The organism is Shinella sp. WSD5-1, from assembly GCF_963942435.1.
Lineage (GTDB): Bacteria > Pseudomonadota > Alphaproteobacteria > Rhizobiales > Rhizobiaceae > Shinella > Shinella yambaruensis.
In genome coordinates, this window is the sequence record NZ_OZ012596.1 from 3,353,466 (window position 1) to 3,379,156 (window position 25,691).

Here is a 25,691-nt window from a genome sequence, read left to right on the forward strand (position 1 = left end):
TGCGACCCGTTACAAGGTCGTCAGCAGCAGGCTGGTTTCCGATTTCGAGACGCCGTCCATGGCGCGGATGCCGCGCAGCACGCGCTCGAATTCCACGAGATTGTCCGCGTGGATTTCCGCCACGAGGTCCCAGGCGCCGTTCGTCGTGTGCAGGGCGCGCACTTCCGGAAGGCCGCGCAGCGCCTTGATGGCGGCCAGCGTCTTCTGGCCGGTGATCTCGATCATCATGATGGCGCGCACGGCGTGCGGATCGTCGGCCTGCGTCACGCGCACGGAAAAGCCGGCGATGACCCCGTCGCGCGTCAGGCGCTCGATCCGGTTCTGCACCGTGCCGCGCGAGACCTTCAGCTCCTCCGCGAGAGCCGAGAGCGAGGCGCGGCCGTCCTTGCGCAGGAGGGCGAGGAGCTTGCGGTCGATCGTATCCATCACACCTGCCGGATTGTCAGTCTTTACTGGCGAAACGGCAATAGCACCCGCAATTTTTCCAGAAAATTGCCGTTTCGCCTGCCGTCGTCCTTGGCTAGCCTTGCGCTTCCCTCAATGCAACCGCTTTCGGCAGGCCCCATGACGAACGACACCGCACATGCCATCGCAACCGCGCGAACCCGCGACCTCTCGCTCCTGATGACCCGCTGGCCGAGCGTGACGGGCTCGCCGGACGAGGCGCATTTTTCGCACAAGCTGCGGGCGCATCTTGCCGAAACGCCCTATTTCACCCGCCATCCCGACCAGCTCTTCACCGTGGACAGCCATGGCGAACCGCTGACGCGGAGCGTCGCGGCGCTGGTGCGCGGCAGCGGGCGGCGCACGGTGGTGCTGGCGGGCCATTTCGACACCGTCTCGATCGCCAATTACGGCACGCTCGCGCCGCTCGCCTGCGATCCGGAACCGCTGACCGAGGCGCTTCTGAAGGAGCTGAGAAGCCGGCCGCTGAATGCCGCGGAAGCCAAGGCGCTGAAGGATTTCGAAAGCGGCGATTTCATTGCCGGGCGCGGCCTGCTCGACATGAAGAGCGGCCTTGCCGCCGGCATCGCGGCGCTGGAGCGTTTTGCCAGGCTGGAGGCCAAAGAGGGCAATATCCTCTTCGTGGCGACGCCCGACGAGGAGAACCGTTCGCGCGGCATGCGCAGCCTGCGCAATGCTCTGCCGGACATCGCCCGGCGCTTCGACCTCGACATTGTCGGCGGCATCAACCTCGATGCGTCGAGCTGCGAGCGCGACGGCGCGGAAGGCCGCGCGGTCTATCTCGGCTCCATCGGCAAGTTCGCGCCCTTCGCCTTCGTCATCGGCCGGCCGACCCATGCCGGCTATCCGTTCAACGGCACGAGCGCCCACCGCATCAGCGCCGAGATCGTCCGGGCCATGGATACGGTGCCGGAACTGAGCGACGCGGCCTTCGGCGAGCATTCTCCGCCGCCCGTCTGCCTTGAGGCGCGCGACATCCGCGATGGCTACGACGTGACCACGCCGGACCGCGTCTGGCTCTCCTTCAACTGGCTGACGCACCGGCGCAGCGCCAGCGACATCGTCGGCGAATTCCAGACCATCGTTTCTAATGCGCTGGAGACCGCGCTTCGAGCGCAGGACGACCACGCCACCCGCTATCGCGGGCGCGACACCGGGAAGACGGCAGGGCTCGTGCTCGACTATGCCGAACTGCTGGAGCGGGCCGCCGCGCGCGGCGGCCATGCAGCGCGCGCCCGGCTCGAGGCCCTCGACCGCGCGCTTGCCGGCAGCACCGACCCCCTGAAGGTCAGCCGCGAGATCGTCTCCGCCGCAGCGACCGAGGCCGGCATCGAAGGGCCGGCGGTGATCATCGGCTTCGGCAGCCTGCATTATCCGCTGGTGCATCTCGACCAGTCCGAGGCCGGCCGCCGGATGCAGGCACGGCTTCAGCCCGTAATGGAAGAGGCCGCGGCACGGCACGGCACCTCGATCAAGTTCAAGCAGATCTTCGCCGGCATTTCCGATATGAGCTTCTTCGGCCATCGGCCGGAGGCCGGCGAGACGGGCCTGCTGACCGCCAACACGCCGTCCGCGGCCTCCACCGACGACACACCGGAGGGCCTGCTCTCCTTCCCGACGGTCAATATCGGCCCCTGGGGTCGCGACTACCACCAGAAGTGGGAGCGCGTGCATGCGCCCTATACGTTCGGCGTCTTGCCGGACCTGGTGTTCGCGTCAGCGCTGGCCTGCCTGGAGGAATGACGCAGTCGGGACTTCGGCCCCTCATCCGGCCTGCCGGCCACCTTCTCCCCGCAAGCGGGGCGAAGGGGATATGGCGCACCCGCTTCCCCAACCAATAGCTGTTTCGTGGGCCACGTCCCCTCTCCCCGCCTGCGGGGAGAGGGTTAGGGTGAGGGGCAAACCCCACCCGCGTCGAACGCGATTCAGGCCGCAAGCCACTCGCTGGCGAGCAGCCGGCCGAGGCGGGAAATGCCTTCCTCGATCGTCGCACCGTCGGCGCAGGAGAAGCTGAGGCGCAGCGTGTTCGCGCCGCTGCCATCCGCATGGAAGGCCTGGCCGGGCACGAAGGCGACCTTTTCCGTCTCGATGGAGCGGGCGAGCAGCTTTGCCCCGTCCATGCCGGCCGGCAGCGTGACCCAGACGAACATGCCGCCCTCCGGTTTCGTCCAGCTGACGCCCTCGGGCATGTATTTCTGCAGGGCGGCGAGCATGGCGTTGCGGCGGGCGCTGTAGGCGGCCCTGATCTTCGCCACCTGCGCGTCGAAACCGCGCTCGGCGACATGGGCGATGGCCATCTGGTTGATGGTCGAGGAATGCAGGTCCGCCGCCTGCTTCATCAGCACGAGCTTGCGGATGACGGGCGCGGCCGCGACGATGTAGCCGACGCGCAGGCCCGGCGCGAGCGTCTTGGAGAAGCTGCCGCAGTAGATCGTGCGCGCCGCGTCAATGCTGCCCTTGCGGGCGATCTCCAGCGCCAGGATCGGCGGGATGGCCTCGCCGTCATAGCGCAGCGACTGGTAGGCGGCATCCTCGATGACGGGGATTTCCAGCTCTTCGGCGAGGTCGAGCAGCTTTTCGCGGCCCGCCCGGTCAACCGTCTCGCCGGTCGGGTTGGCGAAATCGGCGGAAAGATAGGCGAACTTGACGCGGCCGCCGGCTTCCGCCGCCGTCGCGTGATAGGCATCCGGCGTGCGGTTGCCGGAAAGGTTCAGCCGGTCGTAGGTCGGCTCATAGGCGTTGAAGGCCTGCAGCGCGCCGAGATAGGTCGGCCAGGTGACGAGCGCGGTGTCCTTGGGCGAGAGGAAAAGCTTTCCGAGATAATCGAGGCCCTGCTGCGAGCCGGAAACGATGAAGACGTTTTCCGCCGTACAGGGGATGCCGATCTTGCCCATCTCGCCGGCGAGCCAGTCGCGCAGCGGCTTGTAGCCCTCGCTGACGGAATATTGCAGGCCCGCCGCCGCGCCCTCGCCGGCCAGCACATCGGTATAGGCGGCCGAGAAGGCTTCCTTCGGAAACAGCGCCGGATCCGGGATGCCGCCTGCGAACGAGATGATATCGGGCCGTTCCAGGAGTTTCAGCAATTCGCGGATTTCGGATGCCTTCATGCGCGACGCGCGCGTGGCGAAGGCTTGTTCCCATTTGAACATAGGGGGTTTCCTCGGACGTTGTTGTTTGAACGCACCTCATCACGGTGCGGTTTTTATGTCAATAATACTGACCTAAATAATCGCAACAACAAAACATGCCCGCGCCCCAAGATTTCGTACGGGACTAATCTCGCCGGAGCGCCCGTGCCCCGGCGGCGGTTTCAGCCGCAGGCGGCGCTCAGGTGGCGCGGTCGCTGTAAAGGCTGAGCAGCACGAGCGTGGCTATACTGCCCAGGATAAAGAGATCGAACCAGGCGAAGTATTGGACAATCGTGGACATCGCATTTTCCTCCCGGCGACGGAACGAAACACGCCTGTATTTTGTTCCTGTTCGCCCTCCGGAGCAAGTTTATTACTTGCTGCACTGCAAAGAGGCGGAAGATGCACTGCATTATTTCAGAAGACCTGAAATAGAAAGCCGGGCGGAAAACCCGCCCGGCCCGTTGTCCTGCGCAAAGCAGAAGCGATTGCCGATCCCCGCATTGCCGGCAGGCATACCGACAGGAAGCGGGATCGGCAGACCCGTTAGTTGACGGCCTTGTCAACCAGCTTGTTCTTGCCGATCCACGGCATCATGCCGCGGAGTTTCGCGCCGACTTCCTCGATCTGGTGCGAGTCGTTGTTGCGGCGGATACCCTTGAAGCGGGCGCCGCCGGCCTTCCATTCCTGCATCCATTCGGAGGTGAACTTGCCGGTCTGGATGTCGTGGAGGACGCGCTTCATCTCGGCCTTGGTCTCGGCGGTGATGATGCGCGGACCCGTGACGTATTCGCCCCACTCGGCCGTGTTGGAGATCGAGTAGTTCATGTTGGCGATGCCGCCTTCATAGATCAGGTCGACGATCAGCTTGACTTCGTGCAGGCACTCGAAATAGGCCATTTCCGGCGCGTAGCCGGCCTCGACCAGCGTTTCGAAGCCGGCGCGGATCAGCTCGACGAGACCGCCGCACAGGACGACCTGCTCGCCGAAGAGGTCGGTTTCACACTCTTCCTTGAAGTTGGTCTCGATGATGCCCGAACGGCCGCCGCCGACGCCGCAGGCATAGGAGAGCGCGAGATCAAGCGCGTTGCCGGATGCGTTCTGGTGAACGGCGACGAGGCAGGGAACGCCGCCGCCCTTCTGGTATTCGCCGCGAACCGTGTGGCCCGGGCCCTTCGGCGCGATCATGACGACGTCGACCGAAGCCTTCGGCTCGATGAGGCCGAAATGGACGTTGAGGCCGTGCGCGAACGCGATGGCCGCGCCGTCGCGGATGTTGCCGGCGATCTCGTTCTTGTAGATGTCGGCCTGGAGTTCGTCCGGGGTCGCCATCATCAGGAGGTCGGCCCACTTGGCGGCGTCCGCAACGGTCATAACCTTGAAGCCGTCGGCTTCGGCCTTCTTGATGGTCGGCGAGCCGGCCTTGAGGGCGATCACGAGGTTCTTGGCGCCGGAATCCTTGAGGTTGAGGGCGTGGGCACGGCCCTGCGAGCCGTAGCCGACGACGGCGACGTTCTTCGCCTTGATGAGGTTGAGATCGGCATCACGATCGTAATAGACGCGCATCGATGGTTCCTTCCCTTCGCTAGTCTGTTTGCGTTGAACCGGCGGGCCTGCCTGCCGGCTTATCCTTTCGCGCCGTAAAGCGTCAGGAAGGCATCGACCGCCTTCTCCGCGCGGGGCGAGAATTCATTCTTGAGCGCTGCGGCATTCTCGCCGAGCAGCATGCGCAGGTGCATGTCGGAGACGATCAGGCCGTAGAGCGTGCCGTATGCCTCGTCCGCACCGTCGAAGGCAAGCAGCTTCGCCTTGCGGCCCGCCTCCAGGAGGGCAGCGGCGCGCCTGCTGATCTGCCGGCGGCCGCGCTCCTGCAAGAGGCGGCCGAGACCGGCGCCCTCGCGGCTCGCCTGGCCGATGGCAAGGCGGTTCAGCGCCAGCGACACATCGCCGGAAAGCACGTCGATCAGGTCGCGGGCAAAAGCGAGGAGATGCTTGCGCAGCGTCTCGGCCGTCAGTGCGCCCGCGCTCACCTCGACCGTGCGCACCTTGCCGGCCTGGTAGGTGATCATCGCCGAGATCAGCCCGTCGCGGTCGCCGAACCACTTGTAGAGGCTTTCCTTCGAACAGTTCGCCGCGCGCGCCACGCCAGCCGTCGTCAGCGCCCGCTCGCCGCCCTCCACGAGCAGGCCGAGCGCACGCTCCAGCACCGCGCCCTGACGTTCCGTCAGTCCCGCGGCCGCAGCCCCCGCTTTTGCCTGTTCGAACACCTGCAAGACGATCATCCATCCGTTTGCGTACCGTACCGTACGGTTCGGCAACCTTCTAGCGATCTCCGCATGGCCGGTCAACAGCCTTCTTCCAACGAATGAAAGAGAAGTGATTTGCCGTGCCGAATCTCTTTCCAGGCCGGGCCATGCGACATGCAATAATCGCTGCAATGCACAATGAGGCGGAAATTTTCTTTCCGCTATGTCGCTGATTTGAAACATAACTCTACGCCAAACGGACAGAGGGCCTGCCCGGCACAAAATTTTTCGCTTCCCAATCCGTTTCCGCTTGTTAAGATTTGTGAGACCTGCGGTGCAGCAGGCCGTTCGCATCGCGCGTCGGCACGCCGGCATCGGGGCTCTCAGTCAGGAGTATGAAGCCAATCGCCCTTACGCCAAGGAGACAGAAGATGATGAATTTCCTGCCAGACCTTCACGAAGGACATGCGCCCATCACTCTGCAGCAGCTGTTCGGCGCCGCCCTCGAGGCGCTCGACGCGTGGGAAGACGAACGCGCCGAACCGATGGTGATCTACGAGGACCAGATCATCCCGATAAGCATCGTTTTCGAAAGCATGCGGGCGTGCACCGATATCCTGCCGCGTACCCTGGCGGACATCGTTTCCGACACGCTTGCCCGCAATCCGGCGACGGCCGAGACGGAGATCGGCACCTTCGGCGATGCCGCCCATCTTGCCGGCGCCCTTGTCGAGCAGCGTCGCCTGTGCGGCGAGGCCGCCATCGCCGCCTTCCTCGATCATCACCGGGTCGACAAGCGCCGCCCGGCCTGATTCTCAAGAGGTCCCGTCCAGAACGGGACCTTTCTTGGCATGGCCCGACGGCCCCGCGAATAAGGGGCAGGCGCTGCGCGTTAAAGCTTCGCCTGCCCTCCTGCGACGGATCCCGCCATGCTTCGTCTCCTTGCGTCCATCCTGCTTCTTTCCGCCCTGCCCGTCCACGCCGCCGGAGAGCCGCCCTATGTCGGCACCTGGGATTGCGAGGTCTCGACCTTCACCTTCACCGCCGACACCTATGATTCGGGCGAAGGGCCGATGCCCATCCTGAAAAGCGAGCAGGACGGCGGCGCCTACATCCTGACCTTCGCCGACGACTATCGCATCGGCCTTGCCAACATCACCGACAGCGGGATGGACTGGGCCTCCGAGGCCAGCGGCGACACGTTCCACTGCAAGAAGATCGGGAACTGAGGGTGCGACGATGAGGAAGCCGATCCCTTTTTGCCCTGCTTGCCCTGGCGGCCACCGTCGCCATGGCCGAAGCGGCCGAAACCCGCTGCGGCTGGCTGCAGAACCCGACACCCGCCAACTGGTGGCTCGACGACAGCGAGGGGACCTGGACACTGATGACGCAGGGCGCCGGCAACGAGCCCGCCGGCTTCGACCGTATCCCCCGACATTTCCGCCGGCGACTATGTGCGCACCAACGGCAATTACGGCTATGCCTGCGCCTGCATGATGGTGGAGACCGATGCCGCGGAGGGCCGGATCACCGCCATTCACAGCGTCCGGCAACTGCCGATCTCGTAATGCGCGAACGATACGGCGCTGCCGGCGGTCGAATGAAAACCGTAGGCGATCCGGGCCGCGCGCATCTTGACCCGGAGCACCGAACCACTTATTTCTCCCGCATCGAGATTTGAACGTTGACTTCTGCATTTGCAGGCGCTTGCGCCTGCAGTTACGAACCTACCCTTCAAATTCGACCTCCCATGGTTGCCGTCCCGGCGACCGAAGATTGATTTGACGGCTTAGGAAAGGTTTCGTCATGGCAACTGGTACCGTAAAGTGGTTCAACACGACCAAGGGTTACGGCTTCATTCAGCAGGACAGCGGTGAGCCGGACGTTTTCGTCCACATCTCCGCCGTTCAGCGCGCTGGCCTCGCAGCGCTCAACGAAGGTCAGAAGGTCAGCTTCGAGCTGGTCCGCGACCGCAAGTCCGGCAAGATGTCGGCTGACCAGCTCGTCGCAGCCTGATCGGCCGCGACAGCATTGAAATCGGAAAGGCCGGAGCGATCCGGCCTTTTTTGCGTCCGCCCCTCGCACACTTGGCCATGCAACGGCAGCGACGCAAATTACTTGACTCAGTCAAATAAATGGCGACGATGATGATCGAAGGAGATCATCATGACGGCCATTGCCCCTGAGGAACCCGGTGCGGACACGATCGAAGCGGTCCGCGCCTTCAACCGCTTCTACACCAACCGCATCGGCGTGCTCGACCGTGCCTATCTCGACACGCCCTATACGCTGACGGAAGCGCGCGTCATCTACGAACTCGCCAATGGCGGCGCCACCGCCGCCTCGCAACTGACGACGGAACTGTCGCTCGACCCCGCCTATGTCAGCCGCATGCTGAAACGTTTCGCGGGGGCGGGCATGGTCGACATCCGCCAGGACCCGGCCGATGGCCGCGGACGGCTGCTGAGCCTGACGGAGAGCGGCCGGGCGGTCGCCGCCGACCTCGCCACGCGGTCGCGGGAAAGCATCGCGACGCTCATCGAGCCGCTCGACGCAGCGGCGCGACACAGGCTGACGGCGGCGCTCAGCGCCGTCACGGCCCTCCTTGCCGGGCAGGAGCCTTCAAGCCCGATCCGGATCCGCCCCCACCGGGTCGGCGACATGGGCAGGGTGATCGCCAGCCAGGCCCAAAGCTATGCGGAAAGCTACGGCTGGAACGAGGAATACGAGGCGCTCGTCGCCGAGATCTGCGCGAAATTCCTGCGCGACTTCGATCCGGCCCGCGAGCACTGCTGGATCGCCGAACAGAACGGCGCGCTCGTCGGCAGCATCTTCTTGGTGAAGGCCAGCGAGACGGTGGCCAGGCTGCGCCTGCTGCATGTCGCCGAGGCCGCGCGCGGCCATGGCCTCGGCACCCGCCTGGTGACGGCGTGCATCCGCTTTGCGCAAGACGCCGGCTACAGGCGGCTGGAGCTCTGGACGAACGACATCCTGACTGCCGCCCGCCGCATCTACCAGGCCGCCGGCTTCACGCTGGAGAAGGAGGAGACGCACCACAGCTTCGGCCAGGACCTCGTGGGGCAGACCTGGGCGCTCGACCTTGCCGGCTGGCAGGAACCGCTCACGCCTCCTGCAGCGCGCGCTCCAGCCAGCGGCACTCCTGAAGCCCGGCCCGTATGAACGGATCGACAAGCGTGCCGGAGACGATCGCCGCAAGGACCTGCGGTGCCGGCGGGATTTTCGCGACGGTCGCCACAAGCCGGTCGCGCAGCCAGGCGATCGCCCGCGAATCCGACTGGTAGAAGGGCGTGAAGACGTAGGAGAGCAGCTGGAACAGCCGGACATGGTTGCGCCGGGCGGCCGCATAGGCCGCCAGCCCTTCCTCCAGGGAGGCGGCCGTGGACAGGGCATGCGCCAGCGCCGCCGCATCGAGCAGCGCCATGTTCGCCCCCTGCCCGAGCTGCGGGCTGGTCGAATGGGCGCTGTCGCCGATGAAGGCGATGCCGTCCGCCACGGGCGGCAGCGTGGTGCGGTGGGCATAGCGGGCGAGCGTCAGCTGGTCCCAGTCCGTGATCTGGTCGAGGAAGGGCGCGGTCTCGGGCCAGTAGTCGAGGATGCGCCCCTTCCAGCGCTGGAGGCCGGCCTGCTGCACCGCGCCCGCATCCGCCGCCTTGAGACTCCAGAAAAAGGCGACCTTGCGCCCCTCGCCCGCATGGGCCCGGCCGACCGGCAGCACGCCGATCATCACCTTCGCCGCGTCGTAGCGTTGCGCGAGCGCCTGCGCATCGTGCGGTATGCCGTCGCAATCGAGCGTCGCCCAGAAGGCGCCCCAGGGCAGTTCGCGCACAGCGGGCGCGACGACGGACGCGGCGGCAAGCTGGGAACGGGCGCCCGTCGCGTCAACCACCAGGTCGTAGTCGCCGACGATCTCGCCCTCTGGATCGTGCAGGGCGGTGCGCGCCTGCCGCGTCTCGGCCTTGGCGAGCGTGATGCCGGTGCGGATGGGCAGGCCCACGGCCGCCACCGCATCATGCAGGGTGGCAAAGAGCGCCGCCCGATGCACGGCAAGGCCATAGCGGCCGCCGGCCAGCGCATCGTAGCGCACGTCGAGCACCGTCCGCCCGCTCCGCGCGTCGGCCCCATGCAGCCGGTCGATGCGGTTGCCCAGCGCATGAATGGCCGGGGAAAGGCCGAGCGCATCGAGCACGGTGAGCCCGGTCGGCTGCATCAGCAGGCCGGAACCGACGGGGGACGGCTGCTCGAAGCGTTCGATCAGCTCCACCCGGTGGCCGGCGCGCGACAGGAACAGCGCCGCCGCAAGCCCCGCGGGCCCGGCGCCGGCGATACCGATATCGAGTGGCTTCATGGCCGCCTTCCCTGCATGCGGCTCCGGAGCCCAGCGGCCGGAGCGTCAGTCCTTTACCGCGTCGTAGGCCTGTCGGGCGGCCCGGATCGCGGCATGGTTCTCGCTAGACCACTGCACGAGGGAGCGCAGAAGAGCAAGGAAGGAATGGCCGAGCGGCGTCAGGCAATATTCGACGCTCGGCGGCTGGGTGGGATAGACGGTGCGCGTCAGATAGCCGTCGCGCTGCAGGTCGCGCAGCGTCTGGGTCAGCATGCGCTGCGAAATGTCGGGGATGAAGCGGCGCAGCTGCGAAAAGCGGCGCGGCCCATCGGCAAGGCCGAGAATCATCAGCGACGTCCACTTGCCGCCGACGCTGTCCAGCACGTCGCGCACCGGACAATCGTCCATCGACATGGCGACGCCGTCGATGAGAATGACGCGCTCACCCTCGGCACGGTCGACGATCCTGTTCATGGCCGGTTCCCTCCAGGTAACCACCGCAGAAAAAACTGCCTTCTTTACAGCTCCTATCAGATTACCAGATAAGAGCAAGTCTCAATTAGAGACCAACGCGCAGCAGGACCAGGGCGCCTCCCCGCCACGCCTGCAGGAACGGTCCGCAAGGGCCCAGAAAGGCCCAGAAAGGCAAAACATGACCGACACAGTTCTCGTTACCGGCGCCTCCGGCCAGCTCGGCCGCCTCGTTATCGACGCGCTCCTCGCCTCCGGCAAGCTCGCGCCCGCCAACATCATCGCCACGACCCGCGACGTCTCGAAGCTCGCCGCCTATGCCGACAAGGGCGTCACCGTGCGCGCCGCCGATTTCGACGATCCGGCCTCGCTCGACGCGGCCTTCGCCGGCGCCGGCAAGGTGCTGATCATCTCCACCGACGCGCTCGACACGCCCGGCAAGCGCCTCGCCCAGCACAAGGCCGCCATCGCCGCCGCCGCCAGGGCGGGTGCGAAGCACATCCTCTATACGTCGATGCCGCAGCCGGACAATTCACTCGTCACCTTCGCCCCCGATCATCTCGGCAGCGAAGAGGCGATCAAGGCGACCGGCATCCCCTACACCATCCTGCGCGACGGCTGGTATGCGGAAAACCTCTTCATGTCGTTGCCGCATGCGCTGCAGACGGGCTCCTGGTACACCTCGTCCGGTGCGGGCAGGATCGCCCACATCACCCGCGCCGACACCGCCGCCGCCCTTGCCGGCGCCGTGCTGAAGGCCGGCAACGAGAGCCGCACCTACACGCTGACCGGCCCGAAGACGCACACGGCCGAGGAGATCGCCGCCATCGTCTCCGCAGCGACCGGCAAGCCGCTTGCCGTCGTGCATGTCACGGATGCCCAGCTTGCCGAGGGGCTGAAGGCCGCAGGCCTGCCGGAAGGCTTCGTGCCGACCATCGTCTCCTTCGACGCCAACACGCGCGAAGGCAGGATCGCGATGGTGACGGAAGACGCCGAGGCGCTTTCCGGCCGTGCGCCGACAGCCTTCGAGGACTTCGTCGCCGCGAACAAGGCCGCGTTTCTCGGTTGATGCCATTCAAGGTGCGGCGCTCGAACGGGCGCCGCAAGGCCTGTCAGACGTCCTGGCCGCAGGCGCGGCAGAAGCGCCGCACGGTCTCCGCCATGCCATGTTCCAGCGCGTCGGCGGTCAGGCCATGCCCGATCGACACTTCGGCAAGACGCGGGATGCGCGCGACGATCGCCGGCAGGTTGGCGACCGTCAGGTCATGGCCGGCATTGACGTCGAGGCCGAGCTCGAAGGCGATATCCGCCGTCTCGCCAAGTCGTTCGACGATCCGCGCCGCCTCGGCCGGATCGTCGTAGCAGCCGCCATAGGGGCCGGTGTAGAGCTCGATCCGGTCCGCGCCGACCTCCTTCGCGATGGTCAACGCCTCACGGTCGGGATCGCCATCGGCAAAGACCGAGACGCGCAGCCCCAGCTTCTTCAGCCGGCCGACGATGTTGCCGAGGAGATTATGGTTCTCGCGGAAGTCCCAGCCGTGGTCGGAGGTCGCCTGGGAGGGATCGTCGGGCACGAGCGTCACCTGCTCGGGGCGATGCTCCTCGACGAGCCGCATGAAGCCCTCTTCCGGAAAGCCCTCGATGTTGAATTCCGTGCCGGAAAACTCGGTGTCGATGAGGCTGCGGATCGGCGCGAGATCGGAAAAGCGGATATGGCGCTGGTCCGGCCGCGGATGCACGGTAAGGCCGCTCGCGCCTGCCTGAAGGGCGATCCGGCCAAGGCCGGTGACGCTCGGCCAGGGCAGGTCCCGCCGGTTGCGCAGCATGGCAATGGCATTGAGATTGACCGACAGTTTCGCAGGCATGGCGACGCAAACTCCTCTTGCAGGCCACAAGCTCTAGCCTGTTGTTTCCACAAGGGCAATCGCCGCAAGGCGGCCGCAGGCCGGCGCCTTGCGGCTTTGTGGCGGGAGCCTGTGCATGCCCCCTTGCCGTTGCGCAAGAATCACCGGTAGAATCCCGATGATTTTAGGGGATGCCGGGTCGGCGTCCCGTCTTGGGGAACGGGAAGGAAATCGGGCAGCAGCGATGGTCTCCTCTGTGGCGACACCATGAGCAGGACCGACAGGCCGGCGTGCGAACGTGTGCGGCGTGCGCTTGATGCCATCATCACGAGCGAGGCCTTCGCCCGCTCCGGGCGGTTGCGCTCGTTCCTTTCCTATATCGTCGAAAGCGAGCTCTCCGGCAAAGCCGCCCAGCTCAAGGGCTACAGCATCGGCATCGACGTCTTCGGCCGGCCGCCGGGTTTCGACGCCGGCAACGACCCGCTCGTGCGCGTCCAGGCCGGCAAGCTCAGGAAACTGCTGGAGCAGTACTACGAGACGGAAGGCGCAGGCGACCGCCTGCGCATCCGCGTGCCGCTCGGCAGCTACGTTCCGGAATACAGCGCCGCCGAGGACGAGCCGGAAGCGGTGGACGACGCCTCCGCCATGCCGCCGCCCACGGTACGGGCCGCGCGGCACAAGCCGGAAGTGCGTCGCTCCTGGCTCCCCGCGCCGGTCTCCTCGCCGCTCGCCCTTTTCTCGCTGCTGCCGCTGTTCTTCCTTGCCCCTTCCATCTACCCGGATGCCTCCAGCGCGGCGATCGCCAAGGCGCAGCTGGCGCTGTCGGTGCAGAACAAGCTTGCCGGCCTCGCCCAGGCGCTGCCGAGCCTCCACATCCTGCAATGCTGGCCATCGGGCGGCGAATGCAATGCGCTGGCCCGCGCCATCGCCGGCTCCGCCGGCTACCACAGGACCGTGCACCTCGTCGATTTGCGCGAAGCGCCGGAACCGCACGCGCTCTCCTACGCCCTTCGCATCGAGAACCGTCCGAACGGACACGGCGTTTACGCCCGGCTGATCCACGAACCGTCCGGGACCACGGTTTTCACCCGCCATTTTTCACACGAACAGCTCCGCAGCGAAGGCGGCCTTGCCTATGAGGCGGTCGCTTTCGCCGCCCGCGCCCTCACGGCCACCGGCCCGCTCTATCGCCATGCCATGCGCACGGGAACGGCCAGCAGCCTCATGGAATGTCTCGCGCAGGCGGAGCAGGACCCGCCGCGCGGAACACCCGGTGCCGGTGAGCCGATCGCCTGCAACCTGGCGCCGGCGACGCTGGCCGGGGTCTCGCCGGCGGAGAGCCCCGTCACCACCCTGACGCGCTGAGGCTCCCGCATCCAACCGGCAGGCGGCGCCAGAAAATACATCCCTAGATATAACGATAGGCACGCCCCTCCCTTGGGTTTATTTTATGATGCAGGGCGGATTGGTAGTGTGTGCCGCTCGGATTCAGGATTCCGCACAATCGAGTCGCGAACGGAATCTGGAATCCCTGCACGATCGCATACAGTTTCATCGGCATGCACAGCCGGCGAAGCGGTGAAGGGCATTGTCCGCCGGCGCGTCATCCAGCCTTCGCAGGGAGGCTGGTCATGGGCCGGCGACCGGGGGTTAAGCACATGACCAATCTACTTCTTGCGGGCTGCTTTCATGATGACCAATGAGTCGAAGAAGGCCGACAGCCGCTCGGGCGCGCGCAAATCCATCCGTTTTCTGCCAATCGCGCCCCTGCCGGAGAACCTGCCCGAAGGACGCCTTGCCATTGCGGACATGGCCAACGCCTTCGGCGTGACCCATCGCACGCTGCATTTCTACGAGGAGAAGGGCCTTTTGACCGCGGCCCGCGTCGGCCCCATGCGGGTCTACGGCCCGGATGAGATCCAGCAGATGGCGGTGGTCAACACCTGTCGCGAGACGGGCATGCCGGTCGCGGTGATCCAGGAACTGCTGGAACGCCTTTCCGCCGCCGAAAGCCAGGAGGAGGCCGACGGCGTCTTCCGCAACGCCATGACCGCCCGCAAGCGCGAACTGGTGGCGCAGCAGTCGACGATTCGCCGTCAGATGCAGCAGATCAGCGAACTGCTCGACTTCAGCTCCGCCCACGAACCGGAGACGAACGACAACACGCCCCGCGCCCACCTGACGCCGGCCGAACTGCGCTGCCTCGCCCTGATGGCGGAAGGCTACCCGACGAGCCGCATTGCCCGCGCGCTCGAGATCGAGCCCGGCGAAGTGCAGGTGATGGAAAAGAACATCATCGCCAAGTTCGACAGCAACAACCGTTTCCAGGCCGTCGCCAAGGCGGTCATGCTCGGCATCGTCGGTCACTGAGACCGGCGAGACGGGCCGGACATGACGACCGGCCCCTTCCATCCGCTTCCTGAAAAGCGGTCCGTCGCGCGGGTCCTGTCTATCGCACGACGGTGAGCGTTTCCGCGGCGCGCGTAATGGCGGTGTAGAGCCAGCGTTCGCGCGTGTCGCGGAAAGCAAAACTTTCATCGAACAGCACGACATTGTTCCACTGCGAGCCCTGCGCCTTGTGCACGGTCAGCGCATAGCCGAAATCGAACTCGTCATAGCGCTTGCGCGTCGACCAGGGGATTTCCTCGTCGAGATTCTCGAAGGCGGCCTTCAGGAGCTTGATCTTGGCCGCGCCGCGATCCATGTCGTCGTCCTCCGGCCGGATCATCAGGTTGATGCCGGGCTTCACCGTCTCCTTGGACGAGCTCATCACCTGCCAGAGCGAGCCGTTGAGCAGGCCCTTGGCCGGGTCGTTGCGCAGGCACACCAGCTTGTCGCCGGATTGCGGATAGTCGGTGGTAAAGCCCTTCAGCTCGCGCAGGCGCTGGTTGTAGCGCCGCCGCGTCCGGTTCGTGCCGACGAGCACCTGGTCGGCATCGAGCACGAGCGTCTGGTCCACCTCGTTGCGGCCGATGACGCGCGCGGCGCCATAGTCGCCATAGGCGATGTCGCTGCCCTCGCGCACCTGCATGGCGAGCTGGATGATCGGATTGTCGCGTGCCTGCCGGTGGATGTCCGTCAACAGATAGTCCGGCTCCTGGTTGGTGAAATAGCCGCCGCCGGAAACGGGCGGCAGCTGGCCGGGATCGCCGAGCACGAGGATCGGCGTGCCGAAGCTCATCAGGTCCTTGCCGAGCGCCTCGTCGACCATCGAGCATTCGTCGACGACGACGAGGGCGGCCTTGGCGACCGGGCTCTGGCGGTTGATGGAGAACATCGGCGAGACCGAGGTCTTGCCCGTCTCCTCGTCCGCCACCTCCTCTTCCCCGCGCGGACGGTAGATCAGCGAGTGGATCGTCTTGGCGTTGGTCGCGCCCTTGGAGCGCAGCACCTGGGCGGCCTTGCCGGTGAAGGCGGCGAACAGCACCTCGCCGTCGACATTCTCCGCAAAGTGGCGGGCAAGCGTCGTCTTGCCGGTGCCGGCATAGCCGAACAGGCGGAACAACGGCTCGCGCCCGTCCTTCAGCCACCGCGCGACGGCCTTCAGCGCGTCATCCTGTTGGGGTGCAAATTCCATGACCGGACTTGGCAGGATTCGGCGCCGCGAGGCAAGGGGGACGTGGCCGTTTCGCGGGCTGGCGGACGGATTCGGCGCCCGGGCGATTTTCCCCTGTTCGCCGACGCCCTGCCGCGCTATTGAGGGCGCAGTTTTCCGGAGCGATCCTTGTCCCGCGCCTCCCCTCCCTCGAAGAGCACCGTCCCGCCCGCGGGATTCGGCAGGCTGCCCGCCCTCCTGCAATGGTTTGCGGTCGGCGCGCTCTCGGTCGTCATCACGGTGCCGCTGGAATTCGGGGGCTTTCCCGCCGCCCTGCTGATGGGACCGATGCTGGCCGGCATCGCCGTGGCGCTGGGCGGGGGAACGATCCGCCTGCCGCGCATCTTCTTCTTCTTCGTCCAGGTCGTGCTGGCGCTGATGATCGCCACCACGGTCTCCGAGGATTTCCTCGGCACCTTCCAGCGCAACTGGCCGCTGATGCTGTTCGTCGTGGTCTCCGTCATCAGCATGAGCACGCTGTGCGGCTGGCTGATCACGCGCACCGGCATCCTGCCCGGCACGACGGCGATCTGGGGCTCCTCCGCCGGCGCCGCCTCGACCATGATGATGATGGCGGAAGCCTACGGCGCCGATGCCCGGCTTGTCGCCTTCATGCAATATCTGCGCGTCGTCTTCGTTGCCAGCCTTGCCACGCTCGTCGCCCATTTCGGCGGGCACGACGGCGCGGCGGTGCCGCCGCATGCCTGGTTCGAGCCGGTGCCGCTGCCGCCGCTCGTCCTGATACTGGCGGTCGGCATCGTCAGCGGCCTCGCCGGCCAGAAGCTGCGCATCCCGGCTGGTGCCTTCCTGGTGCCGTTCGCCCTGGCCGCCGTGCTCAATGCCTCCGGCGCCATCAGCATCGAGCTGCCGCAATGGCTGCTCGTCGTCGCCTTCACGCTGCTCGGCTGGAACATCGGCCTCGGCTTCACCCGCGCCATCCTCCTGCATGCGCGCCGGGCGCTCCTGCCGACGGTGCTTTCCATCCTCGCGCTGATCAGCTTTTCCGGCCTGCTTGCCGGCCTGCTGATCCTTCTCCTCGGCATCGACCCGCTGACGGCCTATCTCTCGACCAGCCCCGGCGGCCTCGATTCCATCGCCGTCATCGCCGCCTCCAGCAAGGTCGACGTCGCCTTCGTCATGACGCTGCAGACGGCCCGGCTCATCCTGGTGACCCTGTTCGGCCCGTGGCTTGCGCGATTCGTCGCCGATCGGGCTTAGGATCGATCGACATCCAGCCCAGGCCGGCATGAACCGAAAGGCCATTGGTCCTGGTCCATCGCGTTTTCAAGACGGATGGGTTTTCCATGCGGCGTCGCCTCGGCGGCGCGCGCCCAGCGGTCGGACAGCGCGGCCTGCTCCGCCTCGCTCGCAACGCCACGGACAGCCAGCAGCGAGGACAGCGCGGCAACCCAGCAGTCGAAATAATCGGCACCATCGGCCGCCCTTGCGGGCCGGTGAACCTCGCGCGACAAGGCCTCGGCCCACTCGCCCCAGGTGAAGACGCCCCGTTCGTGGAGGCGCACCGTCATCGCGAAGGCCTGCGCCTGCCAGGGTTCGGCGAAGACCGGGTCGCCTTCCCGGGATTTCGGCAGGCCGGGCGAATCGGCCGGCGTCTCACACCGGCTCAAGATAGCTCTCCCAGGCATCGATCGAGACGGTAAGGCCGGGCGCGGCCCCCTCGCCCCAAATCTCCGCCCCGTCGAAGACGACGGTATAGACCCATTGCGGGTTCTCGCCCTTGCCGTGCGCGCTGTCGTCCGGAAAGACGAAGGAGCCCTGCACGGTCTCGACCACGCCGACCTTGCCGCGGGCGTAGCGCGGCAGGCGGGTATGCGTCGCCGGATTGACATTGCGGGTGCGCACGCGCGCGCCGGCGGCAAACCGCGGCGCCGTGTCGACCGGCCGGTCGCATGGCCCGCCCCTCGCAAGAATGGCCGGCACCATCTGCGCCGTCAGCACGCGCTTCGGCGTCGCGCCCTTCTCCAGCATCCGGCCCTCGGCAAGCTCCGCCCCGCTGACGAAGCCGTGGCGCTGCAGAAGCGTTTCCAGCGCCCGGATCCAGATCTCGTAATAGCTCGCGGCAAGGTAGGTGGCCGGCGGGATGTTTTCCCGCGCATGGCGGCTTTCGTCGATGGTCCAGGCGCCGAAGGCGCCGCAGGAAAGCGTCACGCCGAGCGCCCGCTTTTCCCACTCGGCATGGAAATACGGCTCGTTAACCTCCGGCGCGACGGGGCCGAAACCGTGCAGGCCGCCGAGATCGTGCGGCCCGTTCATGCCCGCGCCTCGGGAGAAAGCGCCAGCCCGGTGCCGATCATGGCATCGCGCGTCACGAGATCGGCGAGCGCTTCCTGGTCGAGCCCCTCGCTGCCCGCCGGCCGCTCCGGCACGACGAGATAACGCAGCTCCGCCGTCGAATCCCACACGCGGATCTTCCGGTCGGCCGGCAGCGTGACGCCGAATTCCGCCAGCACGCCGCGCGGGTCCATCACGGCGCGCGCGCGATAGGCCGGCGCCTTGTACCAGACGGGCGGCAGGCCGAGCACGGACCAGGGATAACAGGAGCAGAGCGTGCAGACGACGAGGTTGTGCGTCTCGCCGTCGTTGAACACCGCCCGCATATGCTCGCCCTGCCGGCCGGTATAACCGAGGCTGGCGATCGCCGCCGTCGCATCCTGCTTCAGCCAGGCGGCAAAATCCGGCTCCGCCCAGGCCTTGGCGACGACGCGCGCGCCGTTGCGCGGGCCGATCTTCGTCTCGTAGGTCTCCACGATGACGTCGATGGCCTCCGGATCGATCAGGCCCTTCTCCGTCAGGATGGTTTCGAGCGCGCGCACGCGCGCTTCCATCGGCGAAAAATGGTTGTCGTGATGATGATCGTCGTCGTGGTCATGCATGTGCATGGCAGTCCCTGCGCTCCGGTCCGGCCTTCCTTTTACGCGTCTAGCGCAGCATCGGCCAGAGGCTTGCGACGAGCAGCAGGGCCATGGTGATGTTGAACCATTTCAGCCGCACCGGATCGGAGAGCCACTGGCGCAGCGCCGAGCCGAAGCCGGCCCAGGTGGAGACGCTGGGGAAGTTGACGATGGCGAAGGCGATGCCGACGATCAGCACGCTCATCGTGTAGTTCGCCGCGTTCGTATAGGTCGCCATGGCGGAGACGGCCATGACCCAGGCCTTCGGATTGACCCACTGGAAGGCGGCGGCTTCAAGGAAGCTCATCGGCCGCGCCCCCGTCTTGCCTTCGCCAAGCGAGCGCGACGTGCCGATCTTCCAGGCGATCCAGATGAGGTAGGCGCCGCCCGCGAACTTCAGCAGCGTATAGACCAGCGGCACGGCCTCCAGGAGCGCGCCGAGCCCGAAGCCGACGGCAAGCAGCAGCACGAGGAAACCGACGCCGATGCCGCACATATGCGGGATCGTGCGCACGAAACCGAAGTTCACGCCGGAGGCGAAGAGCATCATGTTGTTCGGGCCGGGGGTGATGGAGGTGGTGAAGGCGAAGACCAGAAGCGCCAAAAAAATCTCGATCTGCATGGGAGGTCCTGAATATCCCGGTTGTTTTTTCCGATTGATAGTCCATCTCCTTGCAACGACCAGCCAATTCTTGTCATGCATGCAATTTGGATGGCTGATGCATGGCCCATGCAAGCGGAGCGCAACATGAAAGCGGAACTACCGGCAGTCACCCTCCCCGGCGGTCGGCAGGTGCCGGCCCTCGGCCTCGGCACCTGGCACATGGGCGAAGGCGATGCCTCGATGGCCGAGGAGGTAAACAGCCTGCGCGCCGGCATCGACCTCGGCATGACGCTGATCGACACGGCGGAAATGTATGCCGACGGCGGCGCCGAGACGGTGGTCGGCGAGGCGATCCGGGGCCGGCGCGATGCGGTGTACCTCGTCAGCAAGGTGCTGCCCTACAATGCGAGCCGCAGCGGCACGATCGCCGCCTGCGAGGCGAGCCTGAAGCGCCTCGGCACCGACCATGTCGACCTCTACCTCCTGCACTGGCGCGGCCGCCATCCGCTCGCCGAGACGGTCGAGGCCTTCGAGGCGCTGAAGGCTGAGGGCAAGATCGGCGCCTGGGGCGTCTCCAACTTCGACAAGGACGACATGCTGGAACTGCTCGACGCCGCCGAGCCCGCCCGCCCCGCCGCCAACCAGGTGCTCTACAACCTGTCCCGCCGCGGCATCGAGTTCGATCTCCTGCGCTGGAGCCAGGTGCAGGGCATCCCGATCATGGCCTATTCGCCGCTCGACGAGGGCCGCCTCGTCGGCCATCCGGTGCTGGAGGAGATCGGCCGCATCCACAAGGCGAGTTCCGCCCAGGTCGCCCTCGCCTTCCTCCTGACCAGGCCCGGCGTCATCGCCATCCCGAAATCCGGCTCGCCGGACCGGGTGCGCGAAAACTTCCACGCCGCCGAGATCCGCCTGACCTCGGAGGACCTCCGCCTCCTCGACGAAGCCTTCCCCCCGCCGACGCGCAAGCGGCCGCTGGAGATGATATGATCCTTCTGAAAAGAAAAGGGCTTTTCCTTTTCCTGAAAAGCCCTCCCCACCCGCGACGTCATCCTCGGGCTTGACCCGAGGATCCACGTGACACGGCACGCCTTGAGTTTGTGGGTGGATCCTCGGGTCAAGCCCGAGGATGACGGAGGAGAGGCTTGAGGCTCTGCCAAGACGTCCAACGCGGAAGCTTCGTCCGACAGGTTGAAAGCACTCGCCCCCCTACCCGCTCACATGCCCTGCGGGCCGCGGTTCATCGCGGCGATGCCCGTGCGACACACTTCGCTGAGGCCGAGCGGCTTCATGATCGCGACGAACTGGTCGACCTTGGACGATTTTCCCGTGATCTCGAAGATGAAGTGGTCCGTGGTCGCATCGACGACCTTGGCGTGGAAGGCGTCGGCAAGGCGCAGGGTTTCCGCGCGCATCTCGCCGGAGCCCGTGACCTTGACCAGCGCCACCTCGCGTTCGATCGGCCGTTCCTGGCCGAGCACCTTCGCGCGAACGGTGAGATCGACGACCCGGTGCACCGGCACGATGCGTTCGAGCTGCGACTTGATCTGTTCGAGAACGCTGGGCGTGCCGCGCGTCACGATGGTGATGCGCGAAAGATGCGCCTCGTGCTCGGTCTCGGAAACCGTGAGGCTCTCGATGTTGTAGCCGCGGCCGGAGAACAGGCCGATGACGCGGGCAAGCACGCCCGGCTCGTTGTCGACGAGCACGGAGAGCGTGTGGCTCTCCGCGACCTGGGTTTCCTTGGCGATGAAATAGGCAGAGCCGGTGGGCTGAAGGTGTGCGTTCATGATGTTCTTTCCTCACGCAATTCCAAATGCAAAACCGCTTCACGCTTTTGCTGGAATCGCTCTCCTTTCCATCAAACGAGCTGACGGCCCTTGGCGTCGATCGCATTGGCGACCGCTTCGTCCGTGGCCTCGTCGGGCAGCAGCATTTCGTTGTGCGCCTTGCCCGAGGGGATCATCGGGAAGCAGTTGGCGAGGTTCGCCACGCGGCAATCGAAGATCACCGGGCGCTTGACGTCGATCATCTCCTGGATCGCGCCGTCGAGATCGCCGGGCTTGTCGCAGGCGATGCCGACGCCACCATAGGCTTCCGCGAGCTTGACGAAGTCAGGCATCGCCTCCGTGTAGGAGTTCGAAAGGCGGTTGCCGTGCAGCAGCTGCTGCCACTGGCGCACCATGCCCATGTACTGGTTGTTCAGGATGAAGATCTTGACCGGCAGGTTATACTGCACGGCACAGCTCATCTCCTGGATGCACATCTGGATCGAGGCATCGCCCGCGATGTCGATGACGAGGCTGTCGCGGTGCGCCACCTGCACGCCGATCGCCGCCGGGAAGCCGTAGCCCATCGTGCCGAGGCCGCCCGAGGTCATCCAGCGGTTCGGCTGCTCGAAGCCGTAGAACTGCGCCGCCCACATCTGGTGCTGGCCGACTTCCGTCGTGATGTAGGTGTCGCGGTCCTTGGTCAGCTCGTAGAGACGCTGGATGGCATATTGCGGCATGATCACGTCGTCGCTCGCCTTGTAGGCGAACGAGTTGCGCGCGCGCCACCTGGCGATCGACGCCCACCAGTCCGCCTGGATCGCCTTGTCGTAATCCTTCGCAGCAGCGCGCCACTGGCGGACCATGTCCTCCAGGATCGCACCGACATCGCCGAGGATCGGAACGTCGACGCGGACGTTCTTGTTGATCGAGGACGGGTCGATGTCGATATGGATCTTCTTCGAGTTCGGCGAGAAGGCGTTGAGGCGGCCGGTGATGCGGTCGTCGAAGCGCGCGCCGATGCAGACCATGACGTCGCAGTCGTGCATCGCCATGTTCGCCTCGTAGGAGCCATGCATGCCCAGCATGCCCAGCCAGTTCTTGCCGGAGGCCGGATAGGCGCCGAGGCCCATCAGCGTCGAGGTGATCGGGAAGCCGGTGATCTCGACCAGCTCGCGCAGCAGGCGCGAGGCTTCCGGCCCGGAATTCACGACGCCGCCGCCGGAATAGATGACCGGCCGGCGGGCCGAGCGCATCAGGCTGACGGCGGCCGCGATCTGGTTCGCGTCGCCCGTGAGCTTCGGCTGGTAGCTCTTCTGGATGGGCGCTGCGGAGGGCGGCGTATAGGTGCCGGTCGCGAACTGGACGTCCTTCGGGATATCGACGACGACGGGGCCCGGACGGCCGGACTGCGCGATGCGGAAGGCCTCGTGGATGATGCGGGCGAGATCGTTGACGTCCTTGACCAGCCAGTTGTGCTTGGTGCAGGGGCGCGTGATGCCGACCGTATCGCATTCCTGGAAGGCGTCCGACCCGATGAGCGTGGTCGGAACCTGGCCGGTGAGGCAGACGAGCGGGATGGAATCCATCAGCGCGTCCTGCAGCGGCGTGACGGCATTGGTCGCGCCCGGGCCCGAGGTGACGAGCATGACGCCGACCTTGCCGGTGGAGCGGGCATAGCCTTCGGCCATGTGGCCGGCGCCCTGCTCATGGCGCACGAGGATGTGCTCGATGTCGTCCTGCTGGAAGATCTCGTCATAGATCGGCAGGACGGCACCGCCCGGATAGCCGAAGATATGTTCCACGCCATTGTCTTTCAGGGCCTGCAAGACAATTTCGGCGCCCGTCATCTGATTTTCTGTTCCGCTCATCGGATTTCCGTCCGTCTCTTTCGTATTTCGGGTGATTATCGAATTTCTGGGCATAAAAAAAGGCCCCTTGGAGGAGCCTGTTTACCGCGCATGGGTGCTTTCGCCGGGTGGTTACACCACCCTGCCCATGCGCGTTCCCACCACAAGAATGATAGAGGTCAGATTTTTCATGGGGCGAAGTGTTAACGGCAAAGCCCCCGCGCGTCAACGCCTTTCCGTCTGTTTCGCAATGGCACGGATTCTGGCGCGAGCGTCAAATTACAACCAAAGGATGCACCAGGACGAAACGTCTTATTAAGCGGCAATCATTAGACTTCGCCTTTGATGGCAAGGAGTGCCGTGATTGCTGAACAGTGATTTTCAGAATTCCATTGTAGCCGGCGAGCAGGATCGCCGGAATGGCCTGTCGACGGGCAACCGGCTGCTCGGCCGCGTCGTCGCCTGCAATGGGTCGCACGCCACCATCAGCGCCGTCGCCGAGAGCGGGGAAACCGCACTCACGGAACTGTGGGCCGTCGGCCGCCTCATCTCCATTTCCGTCGGCCGCAACCGCGTCGTCGCGCTCGTCTATTCCATGTCCACCGACCAGCAGAGCTGGGTGGAAAACCACGACACGGTCTTCCGCATCGAGGTGGAACTGCTCGGCGAGGTGCATGTCAGCGCCGACGGCCGCGAGGAATTTTCCGCCGGCATCACCGATTACCCGCATCTCGGCGCCATCGCCCACCGCATCCGCGCCTCGGATCTCGCCAAGGTCTACGACACCGGCAAGAACGATGTCTGCGCCATCGGCAAGCTGACGCAGGACGAGACGCTCGACGCGACGATCCATGTGCCGTCCATGCTGGAGAAGCACTTCGCCATCGTCGGCACGACCGGCGTCGGCAAGTCCACCTCCGTCACGCTGCTGCTGCACAAGGCGATCCAGGCCGATCCGCGCCTGCGCGTGCTCATCCTCGACCCGCACAACGAATTCGCCTCCGCCTTCGGCGAGCTTGCGGTCATCATCGATACCGATACGCTGGACCTGCCCTTCTGGCTGTTCCGCCTGGAGGAATTCGCCGAAGTCGTCTTCCGCGGCCGCCCGCCGGTGCCGGAGGAGATGGACATCCTGCGCGACCTGATCCCGGAGGCCAAGCGCGCCTTCCGCGGATCGAGCGACAACGGCCTGATGCGCCGCACGAGCGAGAAAAGCTCGGTGACGGCCGATACGCCGGTGCCCTTCCGCATCGCCGACCTGCTCGCCCTCATCGACGAGCGCATCGGGCGCCTCGAAGGCCGGGCGGAAAAGCCGCACCTGCGCTCGCTCAAGGTCAAGATCATGTCGGCGATCAACGACCCGCGCTACCATTTCATGTTCTCCTCGAACACGATCACCGATACGATCCTCGACACGATCGCCCGAATCTTCCGCATTCCCGGCGACGGCAAGCCGGTGACCACCTTCCAGCTCGCCGGCATCCCGTCCGAAGTCGTCAATTCGGTCGCCTCCGTGCTCTGCCGCATGGCCTTCGAAATCGGCCTGTGGAGCAATGGCGGCGTGCACATGCTGGTCGTCTGCGAAGAGGCGCACCGCTACGTGCCGGCCGACATGAAGCTGGGCTTCATGCCGACGCGCCAGGCCATCGCCCGCATCGCCAAGGAAGGCCGCAAATACGGCGTCTCGCTCGGCATCATCACCCAGCGCCCCGGCGAGCTCGACCCGACGATCCTCTCCCAGTGCTCGACGATCTTCGCCATGCGCCTTGCCAACGAGCACGACCAGGAGATTATCCGCTCAGCGATCCCCAACTCCTCGTCCTCGACGACCAGCTTCATCTCCTCGATCGGCAATGGCGAGGCGATCGCCTTCGGCGAGGCCGTGGCCGTGCCGATGCGCATGCGCTTTTCGCGCGTCGATGCCAATCGCCTGCCGAAGGCGAACGGCACCGGCGTCAAGATCAGCGACGAGACGCCGCAAAGCGTCGACCTGCGCTCCATCGTCGCCCGCATGCGCGCCATCACCGGACCCGACATTTCCGGCTTCCAGAACGCCTATCTCGCCGCCCAGGGCCAGAATGGCTCCTTGCCGACCGGCTACGAGGATGCGCCCTACGAGGACGAGGAGGATTACATCGAGACGCTGCAGGCCGCGCGTCCCGCCGCCCAGCCGTCCCAGCACGAGCCGTACCGGCCCGACATGCTGCCGGGCGCCCAGGGCGCCTACGACCCCTCGCCTCAGGAGCGTTTCGAGGCGATCCGCCGGGAATTGGCCTCCGAGCCGCAGCGCCCCGCTGCCGATCCCTATCGCCAGCCGGCACGCCCCGCGCCCGCCTTCGGCGAGCAGCAGGAGCCGCGGCGCGAGGGCTCCATCCGCGAACAGCTTCTCAAGAAGCCGCTGAGCAGCCTGATCCGGCGCTAGGGCGAGCGGAACCCTCCTGCGTCTTGAGACTTGTGGTGCC

The 25,691-nt window shown here is 65.9% G+C and carries 25 protein-coding genes and 1 pseudogene; 12 read left to right on the top strand and 14 right to left on the bottom strand.

The window, feature by feature from the left end; translation table 11 throughout:
* Positions 1-9: 9 nt before the first annotated feature.
* On the bottom strand, positions 10-426 hold the full coding sequence (locus AABQ55_RS16505; RefSeq protein ID WP_272805779.1) for an Lrp/AsnC family transcriptional regulator: 417 nt from the start codon (positions 424-426) through the stop codon (positions 10-12).
* A 138-nt stretch (positions 427-564) separates the two neighbouring features.
* On the opposite strand from AABQ55_RS16505, the gene AABQ55_RS16510 reads away from it, so the two are divergent.
* Complete coding sequence (locus AABQ55_RS16510) at positions 565-2,208, top strand: M20/M25/M40 family metallo-hydrolase (RefSeq protein WP_272805780.1); 1,644 nt, start codon at positions 565-567, stop codon at positions 2,206-2,208.
* A gap of 182 nt (positions 2,209-2,390) precedes the next feature.
* Here the strand turns inward: AABQ55_RS16510 and AABQ55_RS16515 are convergent, their stop codons facing one another.
* The 3 genes from AABQ55_RS16515 to AABQ55_RS16525 all read right to left on the bottom strand — a co-directional run bounded on the left by AABQ55_RS16515 (position 2,391) and on the right by AABQ55_RS16525 (position 5,875).
* Positions 2,391-3,614: an aminotransferase-like domain-containing protein gene (locus tag AABQ55_RS16515; RefSeq protein WP_272805781.1), complete on the bottom strand. Its 1,224-nt coding sequence runs from the start codon at positions 3,612-3,614 to the stop codon at positions 2,391-2,393.
* A 525-nt stretch (positions 3,615-4,139) separates the two neighbouring features.
* The gene (ilvC, locus tag AABQ55_RS16520; RefSeq protein WP_244766691.1) at positions 4,140-5,159 is read right to left on the bottom strand and encodes a ketol-acid reductoisomerase; all 1,020 of its coding nucleotides are present in this window, start codon (positions 5,157-5,159) and stop codon (positions 4,140-4,142) included.
* A 59-nt stretch (positions 5,160-5,218) separates the two neighbouring features.
* Positions 5,219-5,875: a TetR/AcrR family transcriptional regulator C-terminal domain-containing protein gene (locus AABQ55_RS16525; protein ID WP_272805782.1), complete on the bottom strand. Its 657-nt coding sequence runs from the start codon at positions 5,873-5,875 to the stop codon at positions 5,219-5,221.
* A 395-nt stretch (positions 5,876-6,270) separates the two neighbouring features.
* Between AABQ55_RS16525 and AABQ55_RS16530 the strand changes: the two genes are divergently transcribed.
* The 5 genes and pseudogenes from AABQ55_RS16530 to AABQ55_RS16550 all read left to right on the top strand — a co-directional run bounded on the left by AABQ55_RS16530 (position 6,271) and on the right by AABQ55_RS16550 (position 9,019).
* The gene (locus AABQ55_RS16530) at positions 6,271-6,651 is read left to right on the top strand and encodes a hypothetical protein (RefSeq protein WP_244766693.1); all 381 of its coding nucleotides are present in this window, start codon (positions 6,271-6,273) and stop codon (positions 6,649-6,651) included.
* Between the two features lie 117 nt (positions 6,652-6,768).
* The gene (locus tag AABQ55_RS16535) at positions 6,769-7,068 is read left to right on the top strand and encodes a hypothetical protein (protein WP_244766694.1); all 300 of its coding nucleotides are present in this window, start codon (positions 6,769-6,771) and stop codon (positions 7,066-7,068) included.
* A gap of 62 nt (positions 7,069-7,130) precedes the next feature.
* Positions 7,131-7,407 (top strand): annotated as a pseudogene (locus AABQ55_RS16540) (DUF4087 domain-containing protein).
* A 238-nt stretch (positions 7,408-7,645) separates the two neighbouring features.
* A complete protein-coding gene (locus AABQ55_RS16545; protein ID WP_064330432.1) occupies positions 7,646-7,855 on the top strand; it encodes a cold-shock protein in 210 nt (69 codons plus the stop codon).
* A gap of 150 nt (positions 7,856-8,005) precedes the next feature.
* Positions 8,006-9,019: a bifunctional helix-turn-helix transcriptional regulator/GNAT family N-acetyltransferase gene (locus AABQ55_RS16550; RefSeq protein ID WP_272805783.1), complete on the top strand. Its 1,014-nt coding sequence runs from the start codon at positions 8,006-8,008 to the stop codon at positions 9,017-9,019.
* Here AABQ55_RS16550 and AABQ55_RS16555 read toward each other — a convergent pair.
* Together AABQ55_RS16555 and AABQ55_RS16560 are read right to left on the bottom strand one after the other, a co-directional pair.
* Positions 8,961-10,205: an FAD-dependent oxidoreductase gene (locus AABQ55_RS16555; protein ID WP_272805784.1), complete on the bottom strand. Its 1,245-nt coding sequence runs from the start codon at positions 10,203-10,205 to the stop codon at positions 8,961-8,963. The genes AABQ55_RS16550 and AABQ55_RS16555 overlap by 59 nt on opposite strands.
* A gap of 45 nt (positions 10,206-10,250) precedes the next feature.
* Positions 10,251-10,658 carry a winged helix-turn-helix transcriptional regulator gene (locus tag AABQ55_RS16560; protein WP_272805785.1) on the bottom strand — a complete coding sequence of 136 codons (408 nt, stop codon included), beginning with the start codon at positions 10,656-10,658 and terminating at the stop codon, positions 10,251-10,253.
* Positions 10,659-10,836: 178 nt separating this feature from the next.
* On the opposite strand from AABQ55_RS16560, the gene AABQ55_RS16565 reads away from it, so the two are divergent.
* Positions 10,837-11,724, top strand: coding sequence for an SDR family oxidoreductase (locus AABQ55_RS16565; RefSeq protein WP_272805786.1), 888 nt, complete (start codon positions 10,837-10,839; stop codon positions 11,722-11,724).
* Between the two features lie 43 nt (positions 11,725-11,767).
* On the opposite strand, the gene AABQ55_RS16570 is transcribed toward AABQ55_RS16565, so the two are convergent.
* Positions 11,768-12,520, bottom strand: coding sequence for a pyridoxine 5'-phosphate synthase (locus AABQ55_RS16570; protein WP_272805787.1), 753 nt, complete (start codon positions 12,518-12,520; stop codon positions 11,768-11,770).
* 246 nt (positions 12,521-12,766) lie between these two features.
* Here AABQ55_RS16570 and AABQ55_RS16575 point away from each other — a divergent pair, with 246 nt between their 5' ends.
* Together AABQ55_RS16575 and AABQ55_RS16580 are read left to right on the top strand one after the other, a co-directional pair.
* Complete coding sequence (locus AABQ55_RS16575) at positions 12,767-13,864, top strand: hypothetical protein (RefSeq protein ID WP_272805788.1); 1,098 nt, start codon at positions 12,767-12,769, stop codon at positions 13,862-13,864.
* A gap of 324 nt (positions 13,865-14,188) precedes the next feature.
* Entirely contained in the window at positions 14,189-14,869 is a 681-nt protein-coding gene (locus AABQ55_RS16580) for a MerR family transcriptional regulator (RefSeq protein ID WP_398431854.1), read from the top strand.
* A 79-nt stretch (positions 14,870-14,948) separates the two neighbouring features.
* Here AABQ55_RS16580 and AABQ55_RS16585 read toward each other — a convergent pair whose 3' ends face one another.
* Positions 14,949-16,076, bottom strand: coding sequence for an ATP-dependent DNA helicase (locus AABQ55_RS16585; protein ID WP_244766702.1), 1,128 nt, complete (start codon positions 16,074-16,076; stop codon positions 14,949-14,951).
* Positions 16,077-16,223: 147 nt separating this feature from the next.
* Here AABQ55_RS16585 and AABQ55_RS16590 point away from each other — a divergent pair, with 147 nt between their 5' ends.
* A complete protein-coding gene (locus AABQ55_RS16590) occupies positions 16,224-17,312 on the top strand; it encodes an AbrB family transcriptional regulator (RefSeq protein ID WP_272805789.1) in 1,089 nt (362 codons plus the stop codon).
* On the opposite strand, the gene AABQ55_RS16595 is transcribed toward AABQ55_RS16590, so the two are convergent.
* From AABQ55_RS16595 to AABQ55_RS16610, 4 genes are read right to left on the bottom strand one after another with little or no spacing between them, the layout of a single operon-like run.
* Positions 17,309-17,722 (bottom strand): nitrile hydratase accessory protein, encoded by a 414-nt coding sequence (locus tag AABQ55_RS16595; protein ID WP_272805790.1) that lies wholly within the window; start codon positions 17,720-17,722, stop codon positions 17,309-17,311. The two genes, AABQ55_RS16590 and AABQ55_RS16595, sit on opposite strands and share 4 nt — an antisense overlap.
* Positions 17,709-18,368 carry a nitrile hydratase subunit beta gene (gene nthB, locus AABQ55_RS16600; protein ID WP_272805791.1) on the bottom strand — a complete coding sequence of 220 codons (660 nt, stop codon included), beginning with the start codon at positions 18,366-18,368 and terminating at the stop codon, positions 17,709-17,711. Before nthB ends, AABQ55_RS16595 begins: the two co-directional genes overlap by 14 nt.
* The gene (gene nthA, locus AABQ55_RS16605) at positions 18,365-18,994 is read right to left on the bottom strand and encodes a nitrile hydratase subunit alpha (RefSeq protein WP_272805792.1); all 630 of its coding nucleotides are present in this window, start codon (positions 18,992-18,994) and stop codon (positions 18,365-18,367) included. The genes nthB and nthA overlap by 4 nt, the downstream gene beginning before the upstream one ends.
* Before the next feature lie 40 nt (positions 18,995-19,034).
* Positions 19,035-19,628 carry a LysE family translocator gene (locus tag AABQ55_RS16610; protein ID WP_244766707.1) on the bottom strand — a complete coding sequence of 198 codons (594 nt, stop codon included), beginning with the start codon at positions 19,626-19,628 and terminating at the stop codon, positions 19,035-19,037.
* A gap of 126 nt (positions 19,629-19,754) precedes the next feature.
* On the opposite strand from AABQ55_RS16610, the gene AABQ55_RS16615 reads away from it, so the two are divergent.
* Complete coding sequence (locus tag AABQ55_RS16615) at positions 19,755-20,600, top strand: aldo/keto reductase (RefSeq protein ID WP_272805793.1); 846 nt, start codon at positions 19,755-19,757, stop codon at positions 20,598-20,600.
* 227 nt (positions 20,601-20,827) lie between these two features.
* Here AABQ55_RS16615 and ilvN read toward each other — a convergent pair whose 3' ends face one another.
* Positions 20,828-21,400 (bottom strand): acetolactate synthase small subunit, encoded by a 573-nt coding sequence (gene ilvN, locus AABQ55_RS16620; protein WP_244766709.1) that lies wholly within the window; start codon positions 21,398-21,400, stop codon positions 20,828-20,830.
* Between the two features lie 71 nt (positions 21,401-21,471).
* Positions 21,472-23,250, bottom strand: a complete 1,779-nt coding sequence (locus AABQ55_RS16625) for an acetolactate synthase 3 large subunit (protein ID WP_272805794.1) — start codon at positions 23,248-23,250, stop codon at positions 21,472-21,474.
* 343 nt (positions 23,251-23,593) lie between these two features.
* Here AABQ55_RS16625 and AABQ55_RS16630 point away from each other — a divergent pair, with 343 nt between their 5' ends.
* The gene (locus AABQ55_RS16630) at positions 23,594-25,651 is read left to right on the top strand and encodes an ATP-binding protein (protein WP_272805795.1); all 2,058 of its coding nucleotides are present in this window, start codon (positions 23,594-23,596) and stop codon (positions 25,649-25,651) included.
* Positions 25,652-25,691 lie beyond the last annotated feature (40 nt).

Bases quoted from the DNA above. Each gene is read 5' to 3' on its own strand.
- AABQ55_RS16505 (WP_272805779.1), bottom strand. From the start codon at position 426: ATGGATACGATCGACCGCAAGCTCCTCGCCCTCCTGCGCAAGGACGGC.
- AABQ55_RS16510 (WP_272805780.1), top strand. From the start codon at position 565: ATGACGAACGACACCGCACATGCCATCGCAACCGCGCGAACCCGCGAC.
- AABQ55_RS16515 (WP_272805781.1), bottom strand. From the start codon at position 3,614: ATGTTCAAATGGGAACAAGCCTTCGCCACGCGCGCGTCGCGCATGAAG.
- ilvC (WP_244766691.1), bottom strand. From the start codon at position 5,159: ATGCGCGTCTATTACGATCGTGATGCCGATCTCAACCTCATCAAGGCG.
- AABQ55_RS16525 (WP_272805782.1), bottom strand. From the start codon at position 5,875: ATGATCGTCTTGCAGGTGTTCGAACAGGCAAAAGCGGGGGCTGCGGCC.
- AABQ55_RS16530 (WP_244766693.1), top strand. From the start codon at position 6,271: ATGATGAATTTCCTGCCAGACCTTCACGAAGGACATGCGCCCATCACT.
- AABQ55_RS16535 (WP_244766694.1), top strand. From the start codon at position 6,769: ATGCTTCGTCTCCTTGCGTCCATCCTGCTTCTTTCCGCCCTGCCCGTC.
- AABQ55_RS16545 (WP_064330432.1), top strand. From the start codon at position 7,646: ATGGCAACTGGTACCGTAAAGTGGTTCAACACGACCAAGGGTTACGGC.
- AABQ55_RS16550 (WP_272805783.1), top strand. From the start codon at position 8,006: ATGACGGCCATTGCCCCTGAGGAACCCGGTGCGGACACGATCGAAGCG.
- AABQ55_RS16555 (WP_272805784.1), bottom strand. From the start codon at position 10,205: ATGAAGCCACTCGATATCGGTATCGCCGGCGCCGGGCCCGCGGGGCTT.
- AABQ55_RS16560 (WP_272805785.1), bottom strand. From the start codon at position 10,658: ATGAACAGGATCGTCGACCGTGCCGAGGGTGAGCGCGTCATTCTCATC.
- AABQ55_RS16565 (WP_272805786.1), top strand. From the start codon at position 10,837: ATGACCGACACAGTTCTCGTTACCGGCGCCTCCGGCCAGCTCGGCCGC.
- AABQ55_RS16570 (WP_272805787.1), bottom strand. From the start codon at position 12,520: ATGCCTGCGAAACTGTCGGTCAATCTCAATGCCATTGCCATGCTGCGC.
- AABQ55_RS16575 (WP_272805788.1), top strand. From the start codon at position 12,767: ATGAGCAGGACCGACAGGCCGGCGTGCGAACGTGTGCGGCGTGCGCTT.
- AABQ55_RS16580 (WP_398431854.1), top strand. From the start codon at position 14,189: ATGATGACCAATGAGTCGAAGAAGGCCGACAGCCGCTCGGGCGCGCGC.
- AABQ55_RS16585 (WP_244766702.1), bottom strand. From the start codon at position 16,076: ATGGAATTTGCACCCCAACAGGATGACGCGCTGAAGGCCGTCGCGCGG.
- nthB (WP_272805791.1), bottom strand. From the start codon at position 18,368: ATGAACGGGCCGCACGATCTCGGCGGCCTGCACGGTTTCGGCCCCGTC.
- nthA (WP_272805792.1), bottom strand. From the start codon at position 18,994: ATGCACATGCATGACCACGACGACGATCATCATCACGACAACCATTTT.
- AABQ55_RS16610 (WP_244766707.1), bottom strand. From the start codon at position 19,628: ATGCAGATCGAGATTTTTTTGGCGCTTCTGGTCTTCGCCTTCACCACC.
- AABQ55_RS16615 (WP_272805793.1), top strand. From the start codon at position 19,755: ATGAAAGCGGAACTACCGGCAGTCACCCTCCCCGGCGGTCGGCAGGTG.
- ilvN (WP_244766709.1), bottom strand. From the start codon at position 21,400: ATGAACGCACACCTTCAGCCCACCGGCTCTGCCTATTTCATCGCCAAG.
- AABQ55_RS16625 (WP_272805794.1), bottom strand. From the start codon at position 23,250: ATGAGCGGAACAGAAAATCAGATGACGGGCGCCGAAATTGTCTTGCAG.